This is a genomic window from Nocardia carnea (assembly GCF_029868855.1).
In the GTDB taxonomy this organism is placed as follows: domain Bacteria; phylum Actinomycetota; class Actinomycetes; order Mycobacteriales; family Mycobacteriaceae; genus Nocardia; species Nocardia carnea_A.
This window is the reverse complement of record NZ_JARWOV010000320.1, coordinates 11,455-28,558: the sequence shown is the minus strand read 5'-3', so window position 1 is coordinate 28,558 and position 17,104 is coordinate 11,455. Positions and strand designations below refer to the sequence as shown.

Genomic DNA, 17,104 nt, shown 5'->3' with positions numbered 1-17,104 from the left:
CCCCCCTGGGGGGCCGCCTACTGGGGGGGGCCCCCCGGGGGGGGTCGCCGCCCCCCCCCACCCCAAACCCCCCGCCAGTGCCCCGTCGAGCAACCTCGTCGACACAGGTCACCCGTTCGTCGGCGGCCGGTGGGCATACAGCATCACGGCCGGCAAGGGGCAGGCTTCAGTATCCCGGGCCCGCGAGCAGTCCACCGTCGACCAGCACCTCACTGCCAGTGCAATAGCTGGCGGCATCGGAAGCGAGGAACACGACCACATGGGTCACCTCGGCAGGGCGCCCCCATCGCGCGATCGGCAGCGATGGGACGAACGGTTTGTCCGGATCGAGATCGGGCACTATCTCGGTGTTCATGGGGGTGACGATTCCCCCGGGATGCACCGAGTTCACCCGGATATTGCGGGGTCCCAACTCGCGGGCGGCCACCTTCGTCAGTCCGCGGATGCCGAATTTGCTGGATGCGTACGCGGATAGGCCTGCGGCACCGGCGTATCCCTCGATGGACGACATATTCACGATCGACCCACCGTCCGACATGACGGGTGCCGCTGCCCGGATCCCGAGCCAGGCGCTGGTGAGGTTGGTGTCCAGGATCAGGCGGAACTCCGCGAGGGATTGCTCGCAGATCGGCGCGAAGCGGTTGATACCCGCATTGTTGACCAGGATGTCGAGCCTTCCGAAACGGGACATCGTCGCCGCCACAACCTGGGACCATTCGGCCTCACTGGTGACATCGTGATGCAAATAGAAGGCGTCGTCACCGAGCTCGGCGGCCAACGCCTCGCCTTCTTCGTCGCGCACATCGCCGAAGACGACCCGGGCACCCTCGGCAACGAACTGCCGCACGTGCTCGGCCCCCATCCCGCGGGCGCCACCGGTTATCAGGGCTGTCTTGCCGTCCAGTACACCCATGGTCACTCCTGTTCTTTCTCGTCTCAGCAGGACCATATGCCGACCGGGCACCTATCCAGGCCCCCTTTCCCGGTCAACGGAACGTCATCATCCGCCAGCGGATATGCGGGTTTCGAGCGCGTTGTCGGCGTGCGGTCGGCAGTATGAGGTTGCGGCACGAGTCCTGCGAATCGACCACGACTGGCCCCGGCCGGGCCACTCGGCGTTCGTGGAAACCGTCCGGTGCCCAGAAGGCCTACGGACCCGGCGGGATCAGCGGAATATCTCGGCGAGCTGCGCATTGACCCACATCGCCAGCTCGACGGCGGAAGCAGGCTCTGGATCACTCAACCAGGTGAGCAGGGTGCCGAGTACAGCACCTCCGGCAAACCCCCCGCGCCGGTGGATCTCTTCCGAGGGAAGGACACCTTCGGTCTTTCGCAGAGTGGCCTCGGTGGCGGCGACCATACGCTGGAGCACACCATGAATCGCCGCCGCGCTGCCGGTGGACCCGAGCGCCCACCGATAGAGCGGGCGGTGCTCCCCGACGTGTGCGATATATCCATATAGCACGGACGGGCCGAATTCGTCCTCATGCTCCCCCAGCTGCTGCTCCCATTGGTGCGCCGACTCGTCGGCGAGAGCGACCAGGGCGTCGGCTACCAGATGCTCGACGTCGGGAAAATGTCGATAGAAGGTGGCGCGATCGACCCCCGTGTGCTTACAGATCTGCGAGATCGTCAGGTTCTGTGGATTCCCGCCCGCCAGTTCTATCACGGCACTGCGCAGAAGACGTCGTGAGCGGATGTAGCGGGGATCATCCTCTGCTACCACAGCACGCCTCCCACATAGTATCCATGCCGGGAACAATACCGCCCTGCTCAGCGCCACCCAGGGTCTGCTGGGCTACCAGCTGACATTGTGGCTTTCGGCGATTGCCCGCTCGGCCTCGTCGGGTAGTAGGACTCCGCTGCGCACGGCTGCACGGGTGGCAGCGGCGAAGCGCTGGTGGTACACAGCAGGGGTCCCGTATCGCAAGCGCAGTTCCCTCTCCGTATACGGGTAGGTCGCCCCGGATCCGCCGAGGCTCTCCCCTCGCCAGTCGTAGCGCGCGACGGGAACATCGACCCACGGCGTGCGTAGTCCCCCGGCGACGTTGCCGGATTTGTCGAACACAGCGGTTGCCTCCCCGTTTTCATCGCCGGCTCGCTCGATGACCGGGAAGCGGGCAATTGGTTCGCCGCCCTCGGCCCAACGGCGAAGCCCGGCGAAGGCCGCACCACCCACGTACTGCAGCGGCAGGGTGTTGCCGGAACCGGGGTCGCCGAGCGGTGTTCCGGCGCTGAGGTCGCGGGCATTGGCGGTGGCGACCCGGGCCATGTAGGGACCGGTGGTATGGGAGCTGCCGGCCGGTTCCCAAAATCTGATGTGCTCGCCTTCTTCCTGTCGAGTGGCGTCCATGGCGGCGGTGGTTGTATTCAGCACCACGGTGGGAACACCGACGTCGGTACGCACCCAGAGATCCGGTGGGGACGCTATCCCCTCGGCCAAGGCCACGCCGCTGTCGCTCAGATCTTGGAGGAAGAAGCCTTCGAACACTCGATGCCCGGGATGCACCGCATTGATGTAGTGGCGCAACCGGTCTGCGGCGATGGTATTGCCGGCGGCAAAGACCCGCTGCACGATGAGACCACCCAGCGGATCGGCTGGCTGAGCCGGGCGGTCCGGGCCCACCGTGCGTGCGATCTGGGAGAGCACGTCATAGCACAGGTCCGAGTGCGGAAACTCCAGGGACCCGTATCGCTCGGGGTCCCATTCGACCAAGGACGGCCCGGAGGTAAAGGAGTACCCACCCAGCGAAATCTCCTGTCGGCCCGGGACGTCGATGCCCTCGTGATGGAGAGATGCGCCCACCCAGGCGAAGCCTTCGCGCAACAGGATCTCGGCGTACCAGCGGTAGTTGGTGTCGCGTTCGCAGCCGAAGTACTCCTGCATGAATTCCACCACGACGACGCCGTTGAATCGGTCGGCCGACGGCCGACGGACAAGAATCCGGGTGCGGTAGGGATCCGTACCGTCGGTGACAACCTGCCAACGGCCGTCCGGGGTCAGTGCGGTCCCCGGCGCCGGCACATAGCGGGTGGCTGTCCCGGAGACGAAGTATTCGTTCTCCTCGTAACCGTATTCGCCGAGATCGACGATCGAAGAAGCGAACGGCCGGTCGTAGCGTCCGCCGGTGATCGGACCGTCGACCGTGCAGAAAGTGCTTTTCATGATTGCGCGAGTTCTTTCTTCACTGGTGGTGCTCATCGCACGGATCGGATACGTGACGATCGGCTCGGGCGATCGGTCCTCAGCTTTGGTCAGTGACTCCCCTCGATTTTGCGGACCAGCACGCCACCGCACACCACGACGGCCGCGCCGAGCAGGTAGAGCAGGGAGTATTTGCCTGTCCCGATGGCACCGACGACCAGGATCACCGGGGCTAGGAATGGCCCCGCGGCCCGTGGCACCGCGTCCGCCAACTGCATGAACGCGGAGTACTTGCCGGACTCGCGCCCTTCGCCCGGAAGCACATCGATCATGAGCGCGCCATCTACGGGCAGCCAGATGCCGGTCCCGATTCCCATGATGACAAGACCGACCAGATAGATCGGGACGTCGGGTGCCAGCCCACAGATCACAATGCCGACGGCGATGAGCATCGACGTCCACAGCACGAGTCGTTTGCGGATCCGGAACCGATCGCTGATGTAGGCGCCGGCCGCGGCGCCACCGAGTGTGGTGAGCAGGCCGACGACACCGGTGATGGTGATCAGGCCCGGCAGGTTGTTCTCGGACACGGTCAGCTGATCGGTGAGCAGATAAACACTGTAGGTAGTGGCAAAGGCCGATCCAAGGGTGACGAGAGCCTTACCGGCCCACGCCCACATGAAGTCCGGAACATCCCGCGGATGAATGCGTGCCTGCGCGAGCACATCCCGAAATCCGGCGCCGATCTGTGCCTGCTCCGGTGCGAGGATTCTGTCCTGTAAGACGAGCAGCAGCGGCACTGTGGACACCGCCATGATCACTGCGGGAACAACGAATAAGAACGCCTCTTCGTCGAGGAACCGCGGCAGCAACACGGCGGCGGCCATACCGGCGAGTGTCAGCGCTATCGTGTTGAAGCCCATGATCCGGCCGCGGTAGGACGCCGGAATCTGGTCCGGGATCAAGGCTGCGGCACCACCGCTGTGCACTCCAGTGGCCACACTGAACAGGATATTTCCCGCGAAGAGCATCGGAAGATTCGACGCGGTGGCCATGATCAGCAGCGAGCCGACCGCGAAAGCGGCGCCGACTGCGATGAACGGGCGTCGCATCCCGAATCGGGACGAGCATCGGTCGCTCGTCACTCCGAAGAAAACTCCGGTGAAAGCGGTGACGATCGCCCCGAGGCCCACGAGGATGCCGAGTACGGTGTCCTTGTGGTCCGGAGCCAGCGCGGCGACAGTGATCGGAAGTATGGTGAGGACCAGGCCGACCGAGGCGAAGCTGCGGCCGAAGGTCTCCATCATCAGCGCGACGACCAAGCGCCGATCGAGGACTTCTGTGAGCGGCCCGGAAGCACCGGGTCGAGATCCAGGTTCGTTCCGTCCGGTGGTCGCGCTCATACCGATACCGTTTTCCCCAGAGGCAATTCGTCGCCGATCGGCCAGGAGAACTCGTGTGTACCCGAGCCGATCCGGTACTCCTTCCGGGAACCTCCGGTCGTGACCAGCGCTTCAGCCCCGGGCGGGACCTCTGCCCGCAGCGTTACGGTGCCACCGTTCAGGCTCCAACTGCTGGAAGCGCGCCCGAAGGGCGTCTCGATCGACTTCGCGACGTGCGTAATGCCGCCGCCGATACGCGGCGCGATGCGGATGACACGATAGCCGGGCTCGGCCGGGGCCAAGCCCGCGAGCCCTTCTTGCAGCCAGGCGGCCACTGCACCGAAAGCGTAGTGATTGTGCGAATCCCGGGCCGCACCGTCAGGGCCGAAGCCTTCCCATGATTCCCAAACTGTGGTGGCTCCGTGGTCGACCTGGTACAGCCAAGCCGGCCGGGTGTCCTGGAGAAGCAGCCGGAACGCCAGGTCGGTCCGGCCGTTGTCGGCCAGAGTTTCGAGGAGCATCGGGGTACTCAGAAAGCCGGTGTCCAGGTGGTAGTCGGCTTCCTCGATCAGTTCGGACAGACGGACGACAGCGTGCTGACGCTGCGCTGGAGTGAGCAAGCCGAACGCAAGTGCCCGCACGTAGTCGTCCTGACGGTCACGGCCGATCCGCGCGCCGCCTTCCCGGACGAACGCCGCTCGGAAGGCATCGGTAACGTGGGCGGCGAGATCCGAATACCGCCGCGCCTCATCGTGATAGCCGAGGATCGTCCCCATCCGGCCGAGCAAATGGCTCGAGTGGGCGAGGTAGGCGGTGGCCACGACCGGACGGTGGGTGAGCAGATCGCGGACGACGTCCGGTGGCCGATCACCTGGTCGCAGCCATTCACCGAAGTGGAAACCGGTGTCGAGCACGTATTTCTCGAGCGGCCCGGCAGTCCGGCGCAGCCGGCGTAGTGGGCGCGATCGGGTTCGGGCCCGCTGTGCACCGCGGTCCACCCACCGGGTCATAGCGGTCCACTGCTTGCGTAGAATTTCGACGTCACCGTAGTACCGGTACAGCGTCCACGGCAGCAGCACCGCCGCATCGCCCCAGCCGGCCGACCCGGACAGCATGGCGGACAGCCGCTGCGCGAACCACCGAGCGACCGGGTTGGGCCGGGTTCGCAGGTAGTGCTGCGACTGCTCGGACGGAACGATATGGGGCACCCCGCCGTCGGCGCGCTGCTCGATCGTGAGGTTCGCGAGGTAACGGCGGATGAATGCCTGGACATCGGCCATGGTGGAGGCGGTGGGCGCGAAGATCTGCAGATCGCCGGTCCATCCAGCGCGTTCGCGGGTCGGGCAGTCGGTGGCGGTATCGACGAAGTTCGAGCGCATCGACCACTCGACGTTCCGATACAACTGCTCGATCCGCGGGTCCGAACATTCGAAGGTACCGGTCGTGGCCAGATCGGTGGACAGCACCACGCCTTGCACATCCTCTGGCCGGAGGTCCTCGTCCAGGCCGTCGATCTCGACGTACCGGAACCCGTGGATGGTGAACCACGGCTGATACCAGGTCGGCGTCTCGCAGGTGATGACGTGATCGCGCTGGAACCAGGTTTGCCTGCCCGTCCGGAAGGCTGCGCTGTCGAGTTCCCCTGTCGGAGTGAGCACTTCGGCGTGGGTCAACGCGACCTGCAGGCCTGCCCGGCCGGGAAGCCGGATACGGGTGACCCCGGCGAAGTTTTGTCCGAAGTCCACCAGCTGGGTACCGGCGGGGGTACGTCGCACCGTGACCGGATCGAGCACCGAGACCGCCTGCACACGCGGCACCGCTTCGCCGATCAAGCGACGCGTATTCGGTATGACCTCCGCCGCAGAGAATCCCGGGGGCGCGCCGGCCGGGTCGAGCCACGCAGTCGGGGAAATGCGCAGGTCCACAGTCTCGCCGTCCATGGGATCCGAGGCGAGGATTCGCCCCCGTCCCGCGAACCAGGCCCCGCCGGTGCCAGAAACGACGGTGCTCCCGTCGGCGAGTTCCACCTCGACCTGAGCGAAACCGGCCAAGCGATCTCCGTAGACCCGGCGATGGCGGAAAGCACCGAGATGGCCGCGGTATCGACCGTCACCGACCGCGATACCCACAATGTTTTTTCCTGAGCACAGCAGATCGGTGATGTCGTAGGCCTGGTACTCCACGACCTTGTCGAGAGGCGTGAAACGCGGCACCAGCGCGGGACCGGTGACATCCGTCCCGTTGACGAAGAATCGGTACCACCCCAGGGCACTGACGTAGGCACGAGCACGAACCACCTCTGCCCCCAGATCGACCTCGCCTCTCAAATACAGTGGCGGATCGTCCTCGGTGACCGGTGCCTGGCGGCTGATCCATTCCGCCTGCCACCGTTGCGCATCCAGCATTCCGGTTTCGAAGACTGCCGGCGCGCTCCAGTCGCTGTCGCGTCCGCGGTTGTCGCGAACCCGGACTCGCCAGAAATAGCGGCGAGCCGATTCCAGTGGTCGACCGGCGTAGCGGACTCCGTACGGAGTGTCGGACGTTAGGCTGCCACTGTCCCATAGCATCGCCTCTGCCCCGAACGTATCCGTCCGCGACACCTGTACCCTGCAGGCCGACTGCAGGATCGAGGATTCGTCGCAGCGCAGTTGCCACGAAAATTCGGGGCAGGGGTTGTCGAATCCCATCGGTTCTCTCAGGGCATCGACCCGGAGTGCGGCAAGTTGTACTGTCACCGTGGCCCTTTCGCTTTCAGAGCGGCTGCTACGTCACTGCCACAATGTGGCGCGATCGACACGGAGCGCGACGCCGCTCACCGAGCGCGCCGCATCGGAGGCCAGCCAGGCGATTGCCTCGGCGATATCGTCCTGCTCGGTGATACCGGGCAGGACACCGTTGAGTCGCGTGAGCAACGTCAGATCGACGTCGGCGAGGTTCTCCAGTGCCGCCGGAACCTCCCCTTGCGCTTCTTCGGCGGAGGGAAGCGCTCCGACACCGCCCGGACAAACGCAATTGACCCGGATGTGGTCCGCAGCCAGCTCGACCGCCATCGATTTCATGAATTGGAGGACCGCGCCCTTGGATGCGCAGTAGGCGGATAGGTACGGCTGGCCTTGCAGCGCCGATATGGACGCGACGGTCACGATGTTCCCGCGACTCGCACGCAGGTGCGGAAGGGCTGCTTTCGTCAGCAGCATCGGCCCGGTGGCGTTGACACCCATGATCTGCTGCCAGCGCTCGAAGGTCTCGTCCTCGAGTTTGCGCAGACTACTGATACCGGCGACGTTCACAAGGACGTCCAAGCCACCGAGCCGGTCGACACTGGCATCGATTGCTTGCTGAACCGAGGCCGGATCGGCCACATCGCAGTGCATCAGATCCGCGCCCGGAGTGACATCGACGCCGACGACCTTGGCACCCTCCTTGCGGAAAAGGGCCAGCGTTGCCGCGCCGATACCCGATGCCGCGCCGGTGACGAAGACCCTTTTACCGTCGAATCGCATGGTATGACACGCACCTTTCTGAACACACCGATCCGCCCGATCTGGGCGAAAGTTCGGCGGGTGCAAGATCCATGCTCACACCCAATAAGACTATGCGACATTTGTAGCATAGTCACGCGTTCGGTGGATCAATTCGACTGTTTTGACGAACACTGCCGCCTCCGGTCCTGTCCGGCAGCGGGAACCGGTGTCCGTGGCCGATCAGAGCCCGAACCGGGCGGTACAGCGCGGGATCAGCCGGGCCTGCTACCGCGAGCTGATCGGCCGCAGCAATATCGCTGCGAGTCGAACAGTGCAGTGGTTCGGTTTCGCACCTCGCCATCGATTGCAGGCTCGAGCACACGTCGTCGACGCAATGCATCCACCGCGTTCTCGCCGATCGTGGTCACTTATTCGATCACTGCCGTCCGGCACGGTCCGCACCAGCGGCCCGCGCCGACGCCGCCACAACCCAGCCGCCCGCTCACTGGCTCGCTACTGAGCGGACGAGCCTACGAACTCGAGCAGATACCCGTCGGGATCGCGAACCATGCCGATGGTGCGCCCACCGAATCGGGCCAGCGTGGTCGCGGGCATCTCCTCGGTGCCGCCATGCGCACAGGCGGCGGCCATCACCCCGGCGACATCGTCGGTGTTGCACACCAGTTTGGTGAACATCGTGCCGTGATCGGGCGGTGCGGATGTACCGTGCGGCGTGATGAGTTCGACCCCAGCCGTCCCGGCCCGCAGAATCACCGCGTCGAACGTTTCGGTGGAGAATGCCGCTTCCTCGGCGAATCCGCAGCCGGTGGTGTAGAACTCCCTGGACCGCGCCAGGTCCGTAACTCGGATTGCGGTGAGTGACAGAGTGACCGGAGCCGAGTGCGTACCGCTCATCGGGTCTGCGACCCGCCGTTGAAATCGAGCGTCTGCCCGGTCATCCCACCGGCCTCGTTCGATGCCAGGTACGCGCACAAAGCGCCGACCTCGATGGGGTCGCCCAGCCGTCCGATGGGTATGCCCGCGACCAACCGCTCGATCTGCTCTGGCGGCATCACCCGCTCCAGGTTGGCCTGCAGGCCGAGGGCGACATTGTTGGCAGTCACACCGTACTGGCCGGTTTCGGCGGCGAGGTGCCGGATGAAGCCCTCGATGCCACTCTTGCCGGTCGCGTACATCGAGACGTTGATGTTCTGCCCGGTGCGCGCCGATCCCGAGGAGATCTGGACGACCCGGCCCCAGCCGTTGTCGCACATCCCATCGATGACCACCTTGATGCAATTCAACGCACCGTAGATGTTGAGGTCGATCGACGGCGGCCACTGCTCGGGGGTCAATTCCCGGAACGGCTTGGTGGTCTGCCCCTCCGCGACGCCCGCGTTGTTCACCAAGATGTCCACTTGGTGCCCGAGCTCGGCCTCGGTTGACCGGACCGCATCCTCCGTCGCCTGGAAGTTGGTGACGTCGAAGGCTCTGGCGATAGCCTTGTTACCCTCGGCGACGATGGTCTGGGCCACCCGCTCGGCACGCTCGGCGAACAGGTCGTTCACCACCACCGTCGCCCCTTGGCGCGCGAGCACCGTCGCGATCCCCTCCCCCACGCTCTGGCCGGCGCCCGTAACCAGGGCGATTCGTCCGTCCAACTCGAACACGAGTTCACCTTTCGATAGATATGCCACCGGCTTGCAGGGGTGGCGTCCTGCCTCTGCCCGCTCTCCGCGGAGCGACAATTCGGAATAGCGTGGACCGGTTGCTGCCCGCCGAGGTCACCGCGTTTGAACGCATTCACCGTCTCGCGGTGATGCGTGGACAACCAGAGCCACATCCGTCGACCTCACATAGACCGTCCGAGTTCTGTAGTGAACCCGAGCCCTTGCTCAGCCTCCGTGCGCCTCGGCGAACAGCTTCTTCAACGGCACCTCGGCATCCGCGGCGTGAGCTTGCGGGAGTTGCTGTCCGGAGCCGAGCGCTTTGCGGGCCGCGAGGAACTCGGCCGGGTTGTTCACGCACTCGACAGCGACGAGCCGGTCGTTCCGGTACCGCAGCACCGCCGTCCGGCCCGGCCGCCCGCCGGTCCGGACGACGGAGTCGTCATCCGGGTGTGCGAGACCGGCTATCTGCAGTTTGAGCTCGCCCTGATCCGACCAGAACCACGGCACTCCACGGTACGGACGGTGCACACCGACGAGCGTGTGGGCCGCAGCCTTCGCCTGTTCGATCGCGTTGTCCACGCTCTCCAGCCGCAACCGACCGTCGGCCTCGCCATCGGGTGTGGGATCAGGCAGATTGGCGCAGTCACCGACCGCGAGGGTGCGACCATCGGAGGTCAGCGAGCAACCGTCCACGACAATTCCGCCGTCGCAACGCAGACCAGCGGCTCGGGCTAGGTCCTCGTTCGGCTGCGCACCGACCGCGATGAGTACGAGCTGGGCGGGCAACTCGGTACCGTCTGCCAGTTCCACTGCGCGCACCGTGCCGCGTTCGCCGAGCAACCGGACGGGACGCACGCCGATTCGCACGTCGACACCGGCCGCCCGGTGCGCGGTCTCGACGACCTCCGCGGTGGCAGTGCTAACGACGCGATTCAACAGCGCTGGGGCGGCCTCCACGACTGCCGCCCGGATCCCGTTCGCCGCAGCAGTGGCAGCTACCTCCAAACCGATAAAACCACCACCGATCACGACCATGTCCGACACTGCGGCAAGGCGCCGGGACAGGGCATACGCGTGCTGGACGTCCCGGAGTACCGCCACACCGTCCAGCTCGGCACCCTCGATCGCGAGGGTGCGCGGCCTGGCCCCGGTCGCGAGCACGAGCCGGTCGAACCCCCACGACCTGCCGGAGACCGCGGTCGCGGAACCGGCGGAGAGGTCCAGGTGATCGACGCGCTCGCCGAGCACCAGGTCCACGCCCTGCTCCTGGTAGAACGCAGTCGATCGCAGCGCCAAGGACTCCGCGGAGAGCTTTCCCTGGAGGAACGCCTTCGACAACGGTGGCCGCCCATAAGGCGCGTCCGGCTCCTGGCCGACGAGCGTGATCGGGCCGGACCATCCCAGCTCCCGGGCGCTGCTCGCCACCTGGACGCCGGCCTGCCCGGCGCCCACCACCAGCAAGCGGCCCGCGCTCACAGCTGGGTTTCCGGTACGGTCACGTGGACCTCCTGCCCGTCGGCCAGGATCAGCTGACACGACAAGCGGGAGGTATCCTCGCGTTCGGTCGCGGCGCAGTCGAGCATTTCGTCCTCGTCCTCGCCGACCGGTGGGAAGCCACCGGTATCGTTCTCGGCGAGGAAGACGTGGCAGGTGGCGCAGGACAGCACGCCCCCGCACTGCCCCACGATGCCCGAAACCCCGTTGCGGACGGCACTCTGCATGACAGAGTCGCCGACGACTCCATCGACCACCCGCTCGGTGCCGTCGGGCAGGGTGTAGAACACCTTTGGCACGGTTGTGCTCCTTTCACTCACCAGGTCACCGGTAGGGCTGTCATGGGCTGGGTCAGCACGTCGCGGCGAACCTCGGGTTCACCCGCCAACCGCAGGTCCGGGATCCGCTTGAACAGCTCGGCCAGGCCGACCTGCAACTCCATCCGAGCCAACGGGGCCCCAAGGCAGTGGTGCAGGCCGTAGCTGAGCATCAGGTGCGGGTTGTCCTTGCGCGTGATGTCGAACCGGCCCGGGTCCGCCACCGCGTCCGGATCGTGGCTAGCCGCGGCAGGATCGATGCTCACCGCCTCACCCGCGGCGATGAGCTGCCCGTCGATGACGACGTCGTCGGTCGCGACGAACGGCACCAGGCCGCCGCCACCGCTGACAGGCGACCCCATCATGAACCCGCCGTGCCGCAACACCTCCTCGGCGGCTGTGGGGGCGAGGCCGTCCGGGTCGGTCAAGAACAACTCCCGGTGTTCGTCGGACCGCAGCAACGACAGCACACCGGTGGTCAGGAAGTTGGCCGTGTTGTCGAAACCGCCGACGATGAGGACGAATGCGATCGGCAGGATCTCGGCGTCGGTGAGCGACTCGTCCTTTTCACGCGCGTTTGCCAGGGAGCTGAGCAGGTCCTCCCGCGGCTCGATACGCCGCCGGGCGATCAAATCCGTCATGTAAGCGGCGAGCTCGGCCATATCGGCGGCAACCTCGTCCTCCGACTTGCCCGCGACGGCCAGGGTCGAGGAACTCCATCTCTCGAACTTGTCCCGGTCCGACGACGGGACTCCCAGCAAGGAACTGAGCATCTCGATGGGCAGCGACAACGTGTACTCGGTCACCAGGTTGCGCACCCCGCCCCGGGCCAGCATTCCATCGATCAGCTCATTGGCGAACGCGACAGCCGAGGCACGCATCTCCCGCACACGACGCGGTGAAATCGCCTTCTGCACCAGCCTGCGCAGCTTGGTGTGCTGCGGGGGATCCTCGAACTGGAGCGTGGTACGTAGGAAGTCGGGGAACGGCACGAAGAAGGGCACCACCCGCTCGCCGGTGCGGAACGGCTCGCGCACGAACCGTGGGTCGCTGAGAACCTCCTTCGCCGCCCGGTGGCGGTGCACGATCCACACATCGCCGCCGTAGGGCATGGTAACCCGGGTCATCGGCCGGTCGGCCAAGAGTCGTTTGAAGTGGTCCACCGCTTCGGGAGCGGCGAGCGGCCCGAACGGGAACTCGGTTCCCGTAGTGGTTTCGGTCATGGTTTCTCCAGGGACAGATCAGGTGCTTTGGGGTTCGGGGACTGCGATGACTTCTGGTTTCGCCTCCGCGGTGACGGTCAGGATCTCGGTGAATCGCTCCGCGACCAGTTCCGGGGTCAGATCCGGGTCGTGGATACCGCTGGTGGTCATGATCGCGGTGCGGCTCACACCGCCGCCCGCAGCATTGAAGACCTCACCGGTGACTCGGCAGGCCGGGTGGGCGAGGTAGGCCGCGACCGGGGCGACCTGTTCGGGCCGGAGTTGCGTCCGTAGACGGTGCAATATCTCGGGCGACAATCCGTCGGCCGAGTTCTCCACCATCCGGGTCCCGGCGCCGGGGGCCAGTGCATTCACCAGGATGCCGTGCTCGGCGCCCTCGATCGCGAGGTTGCGGGTCAGGGAGAACACCGCACCTTTGGCACTGCCGTAGTGGGTCATCAGCGGATTGCCCAGGAACGCGGCCGAAACCGTGTTGACCACCCGTCCGGCGTCAGAAGCGATCAGATGCGGCCACGCTGAACGGCACATGTGCAGCGAGCCGAAGAAGTGGACGTCGAGGTAACGCTGGTACTCCTCGGCCGGAACGGCGTCGAAATGGGCGGTGCGGACGATCCCCGCATTGTTGATCAGCGCGTCGAGCCGTCCGAACTCCGTGATCGCGGCGTCCACGACGGAAGCGGCGCCGCTTTCGGTGGACACGTCCGCACGCGAGGCCACAGCCCGGCCGCCTGCGGCCCGGATCTGTTCGACCACCGCAGCCGCCGGGTCGTCGCCGTCCACTTCGGACCCATCCACAGTGGCACCGAGGTCGGAGACCACCACAGACGCGCCGCGCTCGGCCAGCAGGAGTGCGTGCGCACGGCCGATACCGCGACCCGCGCCGGTGACCACCACGACGCGGTCGATGAAGGACAGGGGTTTCACCGTTGTTCTCCTCACTTTCAGGGCCGGCACGCGCCGCCGCCGACGCGGCCAGCGGCAGTCCAGATGGTGCCGTTAAGGTTGCGCCGCGACTGCTCCCAGTCCAGGACGTCCAGCCCGGCGCAGATGAGGAGCGTGCGCCGGTCCTCGCCGCCGAGGACACACGCGGGCGGCAACGCCTCCTCGGAACGGAACCGCACCACGTCGGTGACGGCACCGCCATCGACGAACCGCGCCACAGCTGGCACCGAGGGCATACCCGCCCACACCCCACCGTCGGCGTCCAGGCAGATGCCGTCGGGCAGAGACGGCGTCGTGGCGAACACCCGTCGTCCGCTCAATCGGCCGTGCTCGTCGCGGTCGAGCTCGGTGAGCCGGTTGGCGAAGGCCTCCGCGGTCACCACTCGGGTGCCGTCGGCGTTGATCGCTATGCCGTTCGCACCGGAGAAGCCGCCGAGTTCGGCCAAAGCCCGGGCGGTGCCGTCCGGCTCGACCACCAGCAGAGCAGAGTCGCGCGGGCCCTCCCCTTCGAACAGCTCGAACCCTAGCTGCGTGACATACGCGCGGCCGTCGGCGTCAACGACCATGTCGTTGACCGGTCCCGTGGCCAGCCGGCGTAGGTCGGCGTACTCGGTGAGCCGCACGCCGTCGAACGCCAAGACGAGGCGCTCGTGCATCGAAGTCACGATCAGCCGGCCGTCGGGTAGCCATCCGAAACCGCCCGGGATCACCTCGGTGCCGTTGACCGAGGTCCGCGTGGATAGATCAACCATGGTCTCCGGGGTACCCTCGGCGTCCAGCCGCAGGATCTGGTGGTGGTACATATCGCTGAACCACAGCGCTCCGTCGTGCCACCGAGGGCACTCGGCCCAGGTGTATCCCCTGGACAGTTCGTGCGCGATGACGGGATCGGCGGCCACGAATGGATCGACGTCGGTGTCGGTCATCATTTCCTCCATGAGAGCGGATAGGCGAGTTCGGCGCGCAGCGACCTGACCTTGATGTCGGCCATCTACGCGGATCGGTCATTCGTCCGAAACGGTGTACTCGCCGTGCATCAGGACGGGGGCGCTGCGGTTCTCGAGCACGTCGGCGCGCGCTGCCATCGCCGCGCTGACGAACGATTGCGACACGAGGTAGAACTCTCCTGCCGCGGCCTGATCGAAGAAAATCCGAGCGGCGTCGAGCGGGTCCATGGCCTGCTCTTTCACCTTCAGCATCGCGGCGCGATGCTCCTCGGCGGCGGTGGTGTCACCGGTGTCGACCGCGCCCGCGGACTCGAAGATGTTCGATGCCACCGCGCCCGGCAACACAGCTTGTACGTGTATGTGAGAGGCGTGTCCGGCCAGCTCCACCTCCTGATGCAGGCACTCGGTCAGTGCCAGCACGGCGTGCTTGCTCATGATGTAGGGCGCCTGCAGTGGACTGGCAGCGACACCGCCGACCGACGACATGTTCCATACCCACGACGGACCGGACTCGGCCATCATTCGTGGCAGGAACGCCTTGATGCCGTGGAAGACGCCGGTGATGTTGATGTCGACCAGTCGCTCCCAGTTCGCGACCGGCGTATCCCACAGATACCCGAATTGCTCCACGCCAGCGTTGTTGACCAGAAGCCGGACCGGTCCTACCTCGCCGACGACACGTTCGGCGAGTTCCTCCATCGCCGTGGCGTCGCGCACATCGCAGGTGAGATCGACAGCGCGGACGCCGGCGTCCACGAGCTCCGTGCGCAGTCCCGCGATCGCGGCACTGTCCACATCAGCCAGGACCACGGTCATGCCCAGCTCACGGGCGGCATGGCGGGCCAGTCCCGCGCCGATGCCGGCCCCTGCGCCGGTGATCACGGCGACACCGCCGCCGAACAGATCCTTCGCCGAGCTCATCGACCACTCCTCTCCCGCTCCGCGACGATCTCGCGGATTACCTGGACAACCGGCTCGAATGTTCGCTCCGGGCTGGTGATGGCCGGGGTGTCCATGTTGTTGTGGCAGATCGAGACGGCAAGCCGGTCCCGCAGGTCCGCCCAGGCGATGGATCCGCCCGCACCGGGGCTGTAGACGATTTCCCGGTGGTCGCCGACCAGCGGGTCGGAGGCGCCTGGTTCGCCGCCGAGCCAGAATCCGTTGGCGCCGAACCAGACCGGGATCGTGAGCACCCGGTCCGGATCGTGCGCTCCCTGTCGGAGGCTGGTGAGCGTGGCGGTCCGCTCGGACGAGAGCAGCCGTACGCCGTCGAGTTCGCCGCCTTCGGCGAGCAGCGCGAAGATCCGCGCCACCGAGCTCGCGGTGGCGATCGCCCCTGCACCGGGATCGACGGCCTGTTGCACGACCTGTTGGTTGTGGACCTCCGACCCGGGAAACACCTCACGGGGGCTCACATTGTGGTCGTCGACGATGGAAAACTCGTTGCCGCCATATAGTTTCGCGACTCGGGGTAGATCCGCGTCTGGCACCCCGAGGTGAAAGTCGGTCACACCGAGCGGCCGACAGATCTCCTCGGCGACGAATACGTCGAACGGGCGGTTGCGCGGGTCGGTGCGTCGCACGACCTCGCCGACGATCCATCCCCATACCAGAACGTGGTATGCGTTGGCGGCGCCCGGCGGGAACACCGGGGTGAAACCGGCGATGCCACAGGTCATCCACTCCCAGTCGGCCATCAGCGCAGGTGTGATGCCGTCGGGCATCTGCGGGATCCCGGCCCGGTGCGACAACGCGTGCTCGACGGTGATCGTGTCCTTGCCGTTCACGGCGAACTCCGGCCAATACTGCGCGACCGGCGCCTGCAGGTCCACCAATCCCCGCTCCGCCTGCAGATGAAGGGCCATCGCGGTCACCCCCTTGGTCACCGAGAACACCGGGAACAGAGTCTGTTCGTCGGCCGGTATACCCCGCTCGGAGTCGGCGAGCCCGCCCACCGCGTCGACGATCAATTCGCCACGGTGGTACGCGGCGACCGAAATAGCCGTTTCTCCCAGTTCCAGAGCACGGTCGAGAGCTTCCCGAACCCGGACGTCGGTGGCGGAAGAGTTGTCGGTGGTGGTCATCGGTTCTCCTCGTACGTCGGAGTCAGGACTTCACGCCTGGCGATCAGCCAGTGATCGCCGGCGGTGCGGCGCAACAAGTCCCGATACGCGCCGAAAGCGGCGATCTTCGCAGGGGCGTCAACGCTCACCAGCTGGAAGTAAGAGCGTGCGGTGGCGTCCCCGCCGTGCACCTCGATCTCCTGGTTTGTCACCACGTGCCGGTTCCCCGAGTCCGGTCCGGCGTGGCCGGCCGCACGCATCGAGAGGAGACCCGCGATGACCTCCTGCCGCCCCCGCCACGTCCGTCCCGCCATTTGCCATTCGACGTCCTCGGTACACAAGGCGCCGAGTTCCTCGATCGTCCCTTCGTCGGCCATGCGCGCGAATGCGAAGAGCACGTTCGCGACCCGGTGTGTCTGTTCGCCGCTATCCACCGTCTGCCCGTCTGCTCGTCCGA

At 66.2% G+C, this 17,104-nt stretch carries 16 protein-coding genes; all 16 read right to left on the bottom strand.

The window, feature by feature from the left end:
• Nucleotides 1-166 precede the first annotated feature (166 nt).
• The 16 genes from QH195_RS33220 to QH195_RS33145 all read right to left on the bottom strand — a co-directional run bounded on the left by QH195_RS33220 (nt 167) and on the right by QH195_RS33145 (nt 17,081).
• Nucleotides 167-913: a glucose 1-dehydrogenase gene (locus tag QH195_RS33220; RefSeq protein ID WP_280438313.1), complete on the bottom strand. Its 747-nt coding sequence runs from the start codon at nt 911-913 to the stop codon at nt 167-169.
• Between the two features lie 252 nt (nt 914-1,165).
• Nucleotides 1,166-1,726, bottom strand: coding sequence for a TetR/AcrR family transcriptional regulator (locus QH195_RS33215; protein WP_280438312.1), 561 nt, complete (start codon nt 1,724-1,726; stop codon nt 1,166-1,168).
• Nucleotides 1,727-1,798: 72 nt separating this feature from the next.
• Nucleotides 1,799-3,202, bottom strand: a complete 1,404-nt coding sequence (locus QH195_RS33210) for an alpha/beta hydrolase domain-containing protein (RefSeq protein ID WP_280438311.1) — start codon at nt 3,200-3,202, stop codon at nt 1,799-1,801.
• Between the two features lie 53 nt (nt 3,203-3,255).
• Nucleotides 3,256-4,548, bottom strand: coding sequence for an MFS transporter (locus QH195_RS33205; protein WP_280438310.1), 1,293 nt, complete (start codon nt 4,546-4,548; stop codon nt 3,256-3,258).
• Complete coding sequence (locus QH195_RS33200) at nt 4,545-7,214, bottom strand: alpha-L-rhamnosidase (RefSeq protein WP_280438309.1); 2,670 nt, start codon at nt 7,212-7,214, stop codon at nt 4,545-4,547. Before QH195_RS33200 ends, QH195_RS33205 begins: the two co-directional genes overlap by 4 nt.
• Before the next feature lie 81 nt (nt 7,215-7,295).
• Nucleotides 7,296-8,030: an SDR family NAD(P)-dependent oxidoreductase gene (locus tag QH195_RS33195; RefSeq protein ID WP_280438308.1), complete on the bottom strand. Its 735-nt coding sequence runs from the start codon at nt 8,028-8,030 to the stop codon at nt 7,296-7,298.
• Nucleotides 8,031-8,504: 474 nt separating this feature from the next.
• Nucleotides 8,505-8,906 carry a VOC family protein gene (locus tag QH195_RS33190; protein ID WP_280438307.1) on the bottom strand — a complete coding sequence of 134 codons (402 nt, stop codon included), beginning with the start codon at nt 8,904-8,906 and terminating at the stop codon, nt 8,505-8,507.
• The gene (locus QH195_RS33185; RefSeq protein WP_280438306.1) at nt 8,903-9,661 is read right to left on the bottom strand and encodes an SDR family NAD(P)-dependent oxidoreductase; all 759 of its coding nucleotides are present in this window, start codon (nt 9,659-9,661) and stop codon (nt 8,903-8,905) included. Before QH195_RS33185 ends, QH195_RS33190 begins: the two co-directional genes overlap by 4 nt.
• 225 nt (nt 9,662-9,886) lie before the next feature.
• The gene (locus QH195_RS33180) at nt 9,887-11,137 is read right to left on the bottom strand and encodes an NAD(P)/FAD-dependent oxidoreductase (RefSeq protein ID WP_280438305.1); all 1,251 of its coding nucleotides are present in this window, start codon (nt 11,135-11,137) and stop codon (nt 9,887-9,889) included.
• Nucleotides 11,134-11,454, bottom strand: a complete 321-nt coding sequence (locus QH195_RS33175; protein ID WP_280438304.1) for a 2Fe-2S iron-sulfur cluster-binding protein — start codon at nt 11,452-11,454, stop codon at nt 11,134-11,136. The genes QH195_RS33180 and QH195_RS33175 overlap by 4 nt, the downstream gene beginning before the upstream one ends.
• Nucleotides 11,455-11,471: 17 nt before the next feature.
• Nucleotides 11,472-12,695, bottom strand: coding sequence for a cytochrome P450 (locus tag QH195_RS33170; protein WP_280438303.1), 1,224 nt, complete (start codon nt 12,693-12,695; stop codon nt 11,472-11,474).
• 18 nt (nt 12,696-12,713) lie between these two features.
• Nucleotides 12,714-13,619, bottom strand: a complete 906-nt coding sequence (locus tag QH195_RS33165) for an SDR family NAD(P)-dependent oxidoreductase (RefSeq protein WP_280438302.1) — start codon at nt 13,617-13,619, stop codon at nt 12,714-12,716.
• A 17-nt stretch (nt 13,620-13,636) separates the two neighbouring features.
• Nucleotides 13,637-14,563 (bottom strand): SMP-30/gluconolactonase/LRE family protein, encoded by a 927-nt coding sequence (locus tag QH195_RS33160; protein WP_280438301.1) that lies wholly within the window; start codon nt 14,561-14,563, stop codon nt 13,637-13,639.
• A gap of 78 nt (nt 14,564-14,641) precedes the next feature.
• Nucleotides 14,642-15,505, bottom strand: a complete 864-nt coding sequence (locus QH195_RS33155) for an SDR family NAD(P)-dependent oxidoreductase (protein ID WP_280438300.1) — start codon at nt 15,503-15,505, stop codon at nt 14,642-14,644.
• Entirely contained in the window at nt 15,502-16,668 is a 1,167-nt protein-coding gene (locus QH195_RS33150; RefSeq protein WP_280438299.1) for a serine hydrolase domain-containing protein, read from the bottom strand. Before QH195_RS33150 ends, QH195_RS33155 begins: the two co-directional genes overlap by 4 nt.
• The gene (locus QH195_RS33145; protein ID WP_280438298.1) at nt 16,665-17,081 is read right to left on the bottom strand and encodes a nuclear transport factor 2 family protein; all 417 of its coding nucleotides are present in this window, start codon (nt 17,079-17,081) and stop codon (nt 16,665-16,667) included. Before QH195_RS33145 ends, QH195_RS33150 begins: the two co-directional genes overlap by 4 nt.
• Nucleotides 17,082-17,104 lie beyond the last annotated feature (23 nt).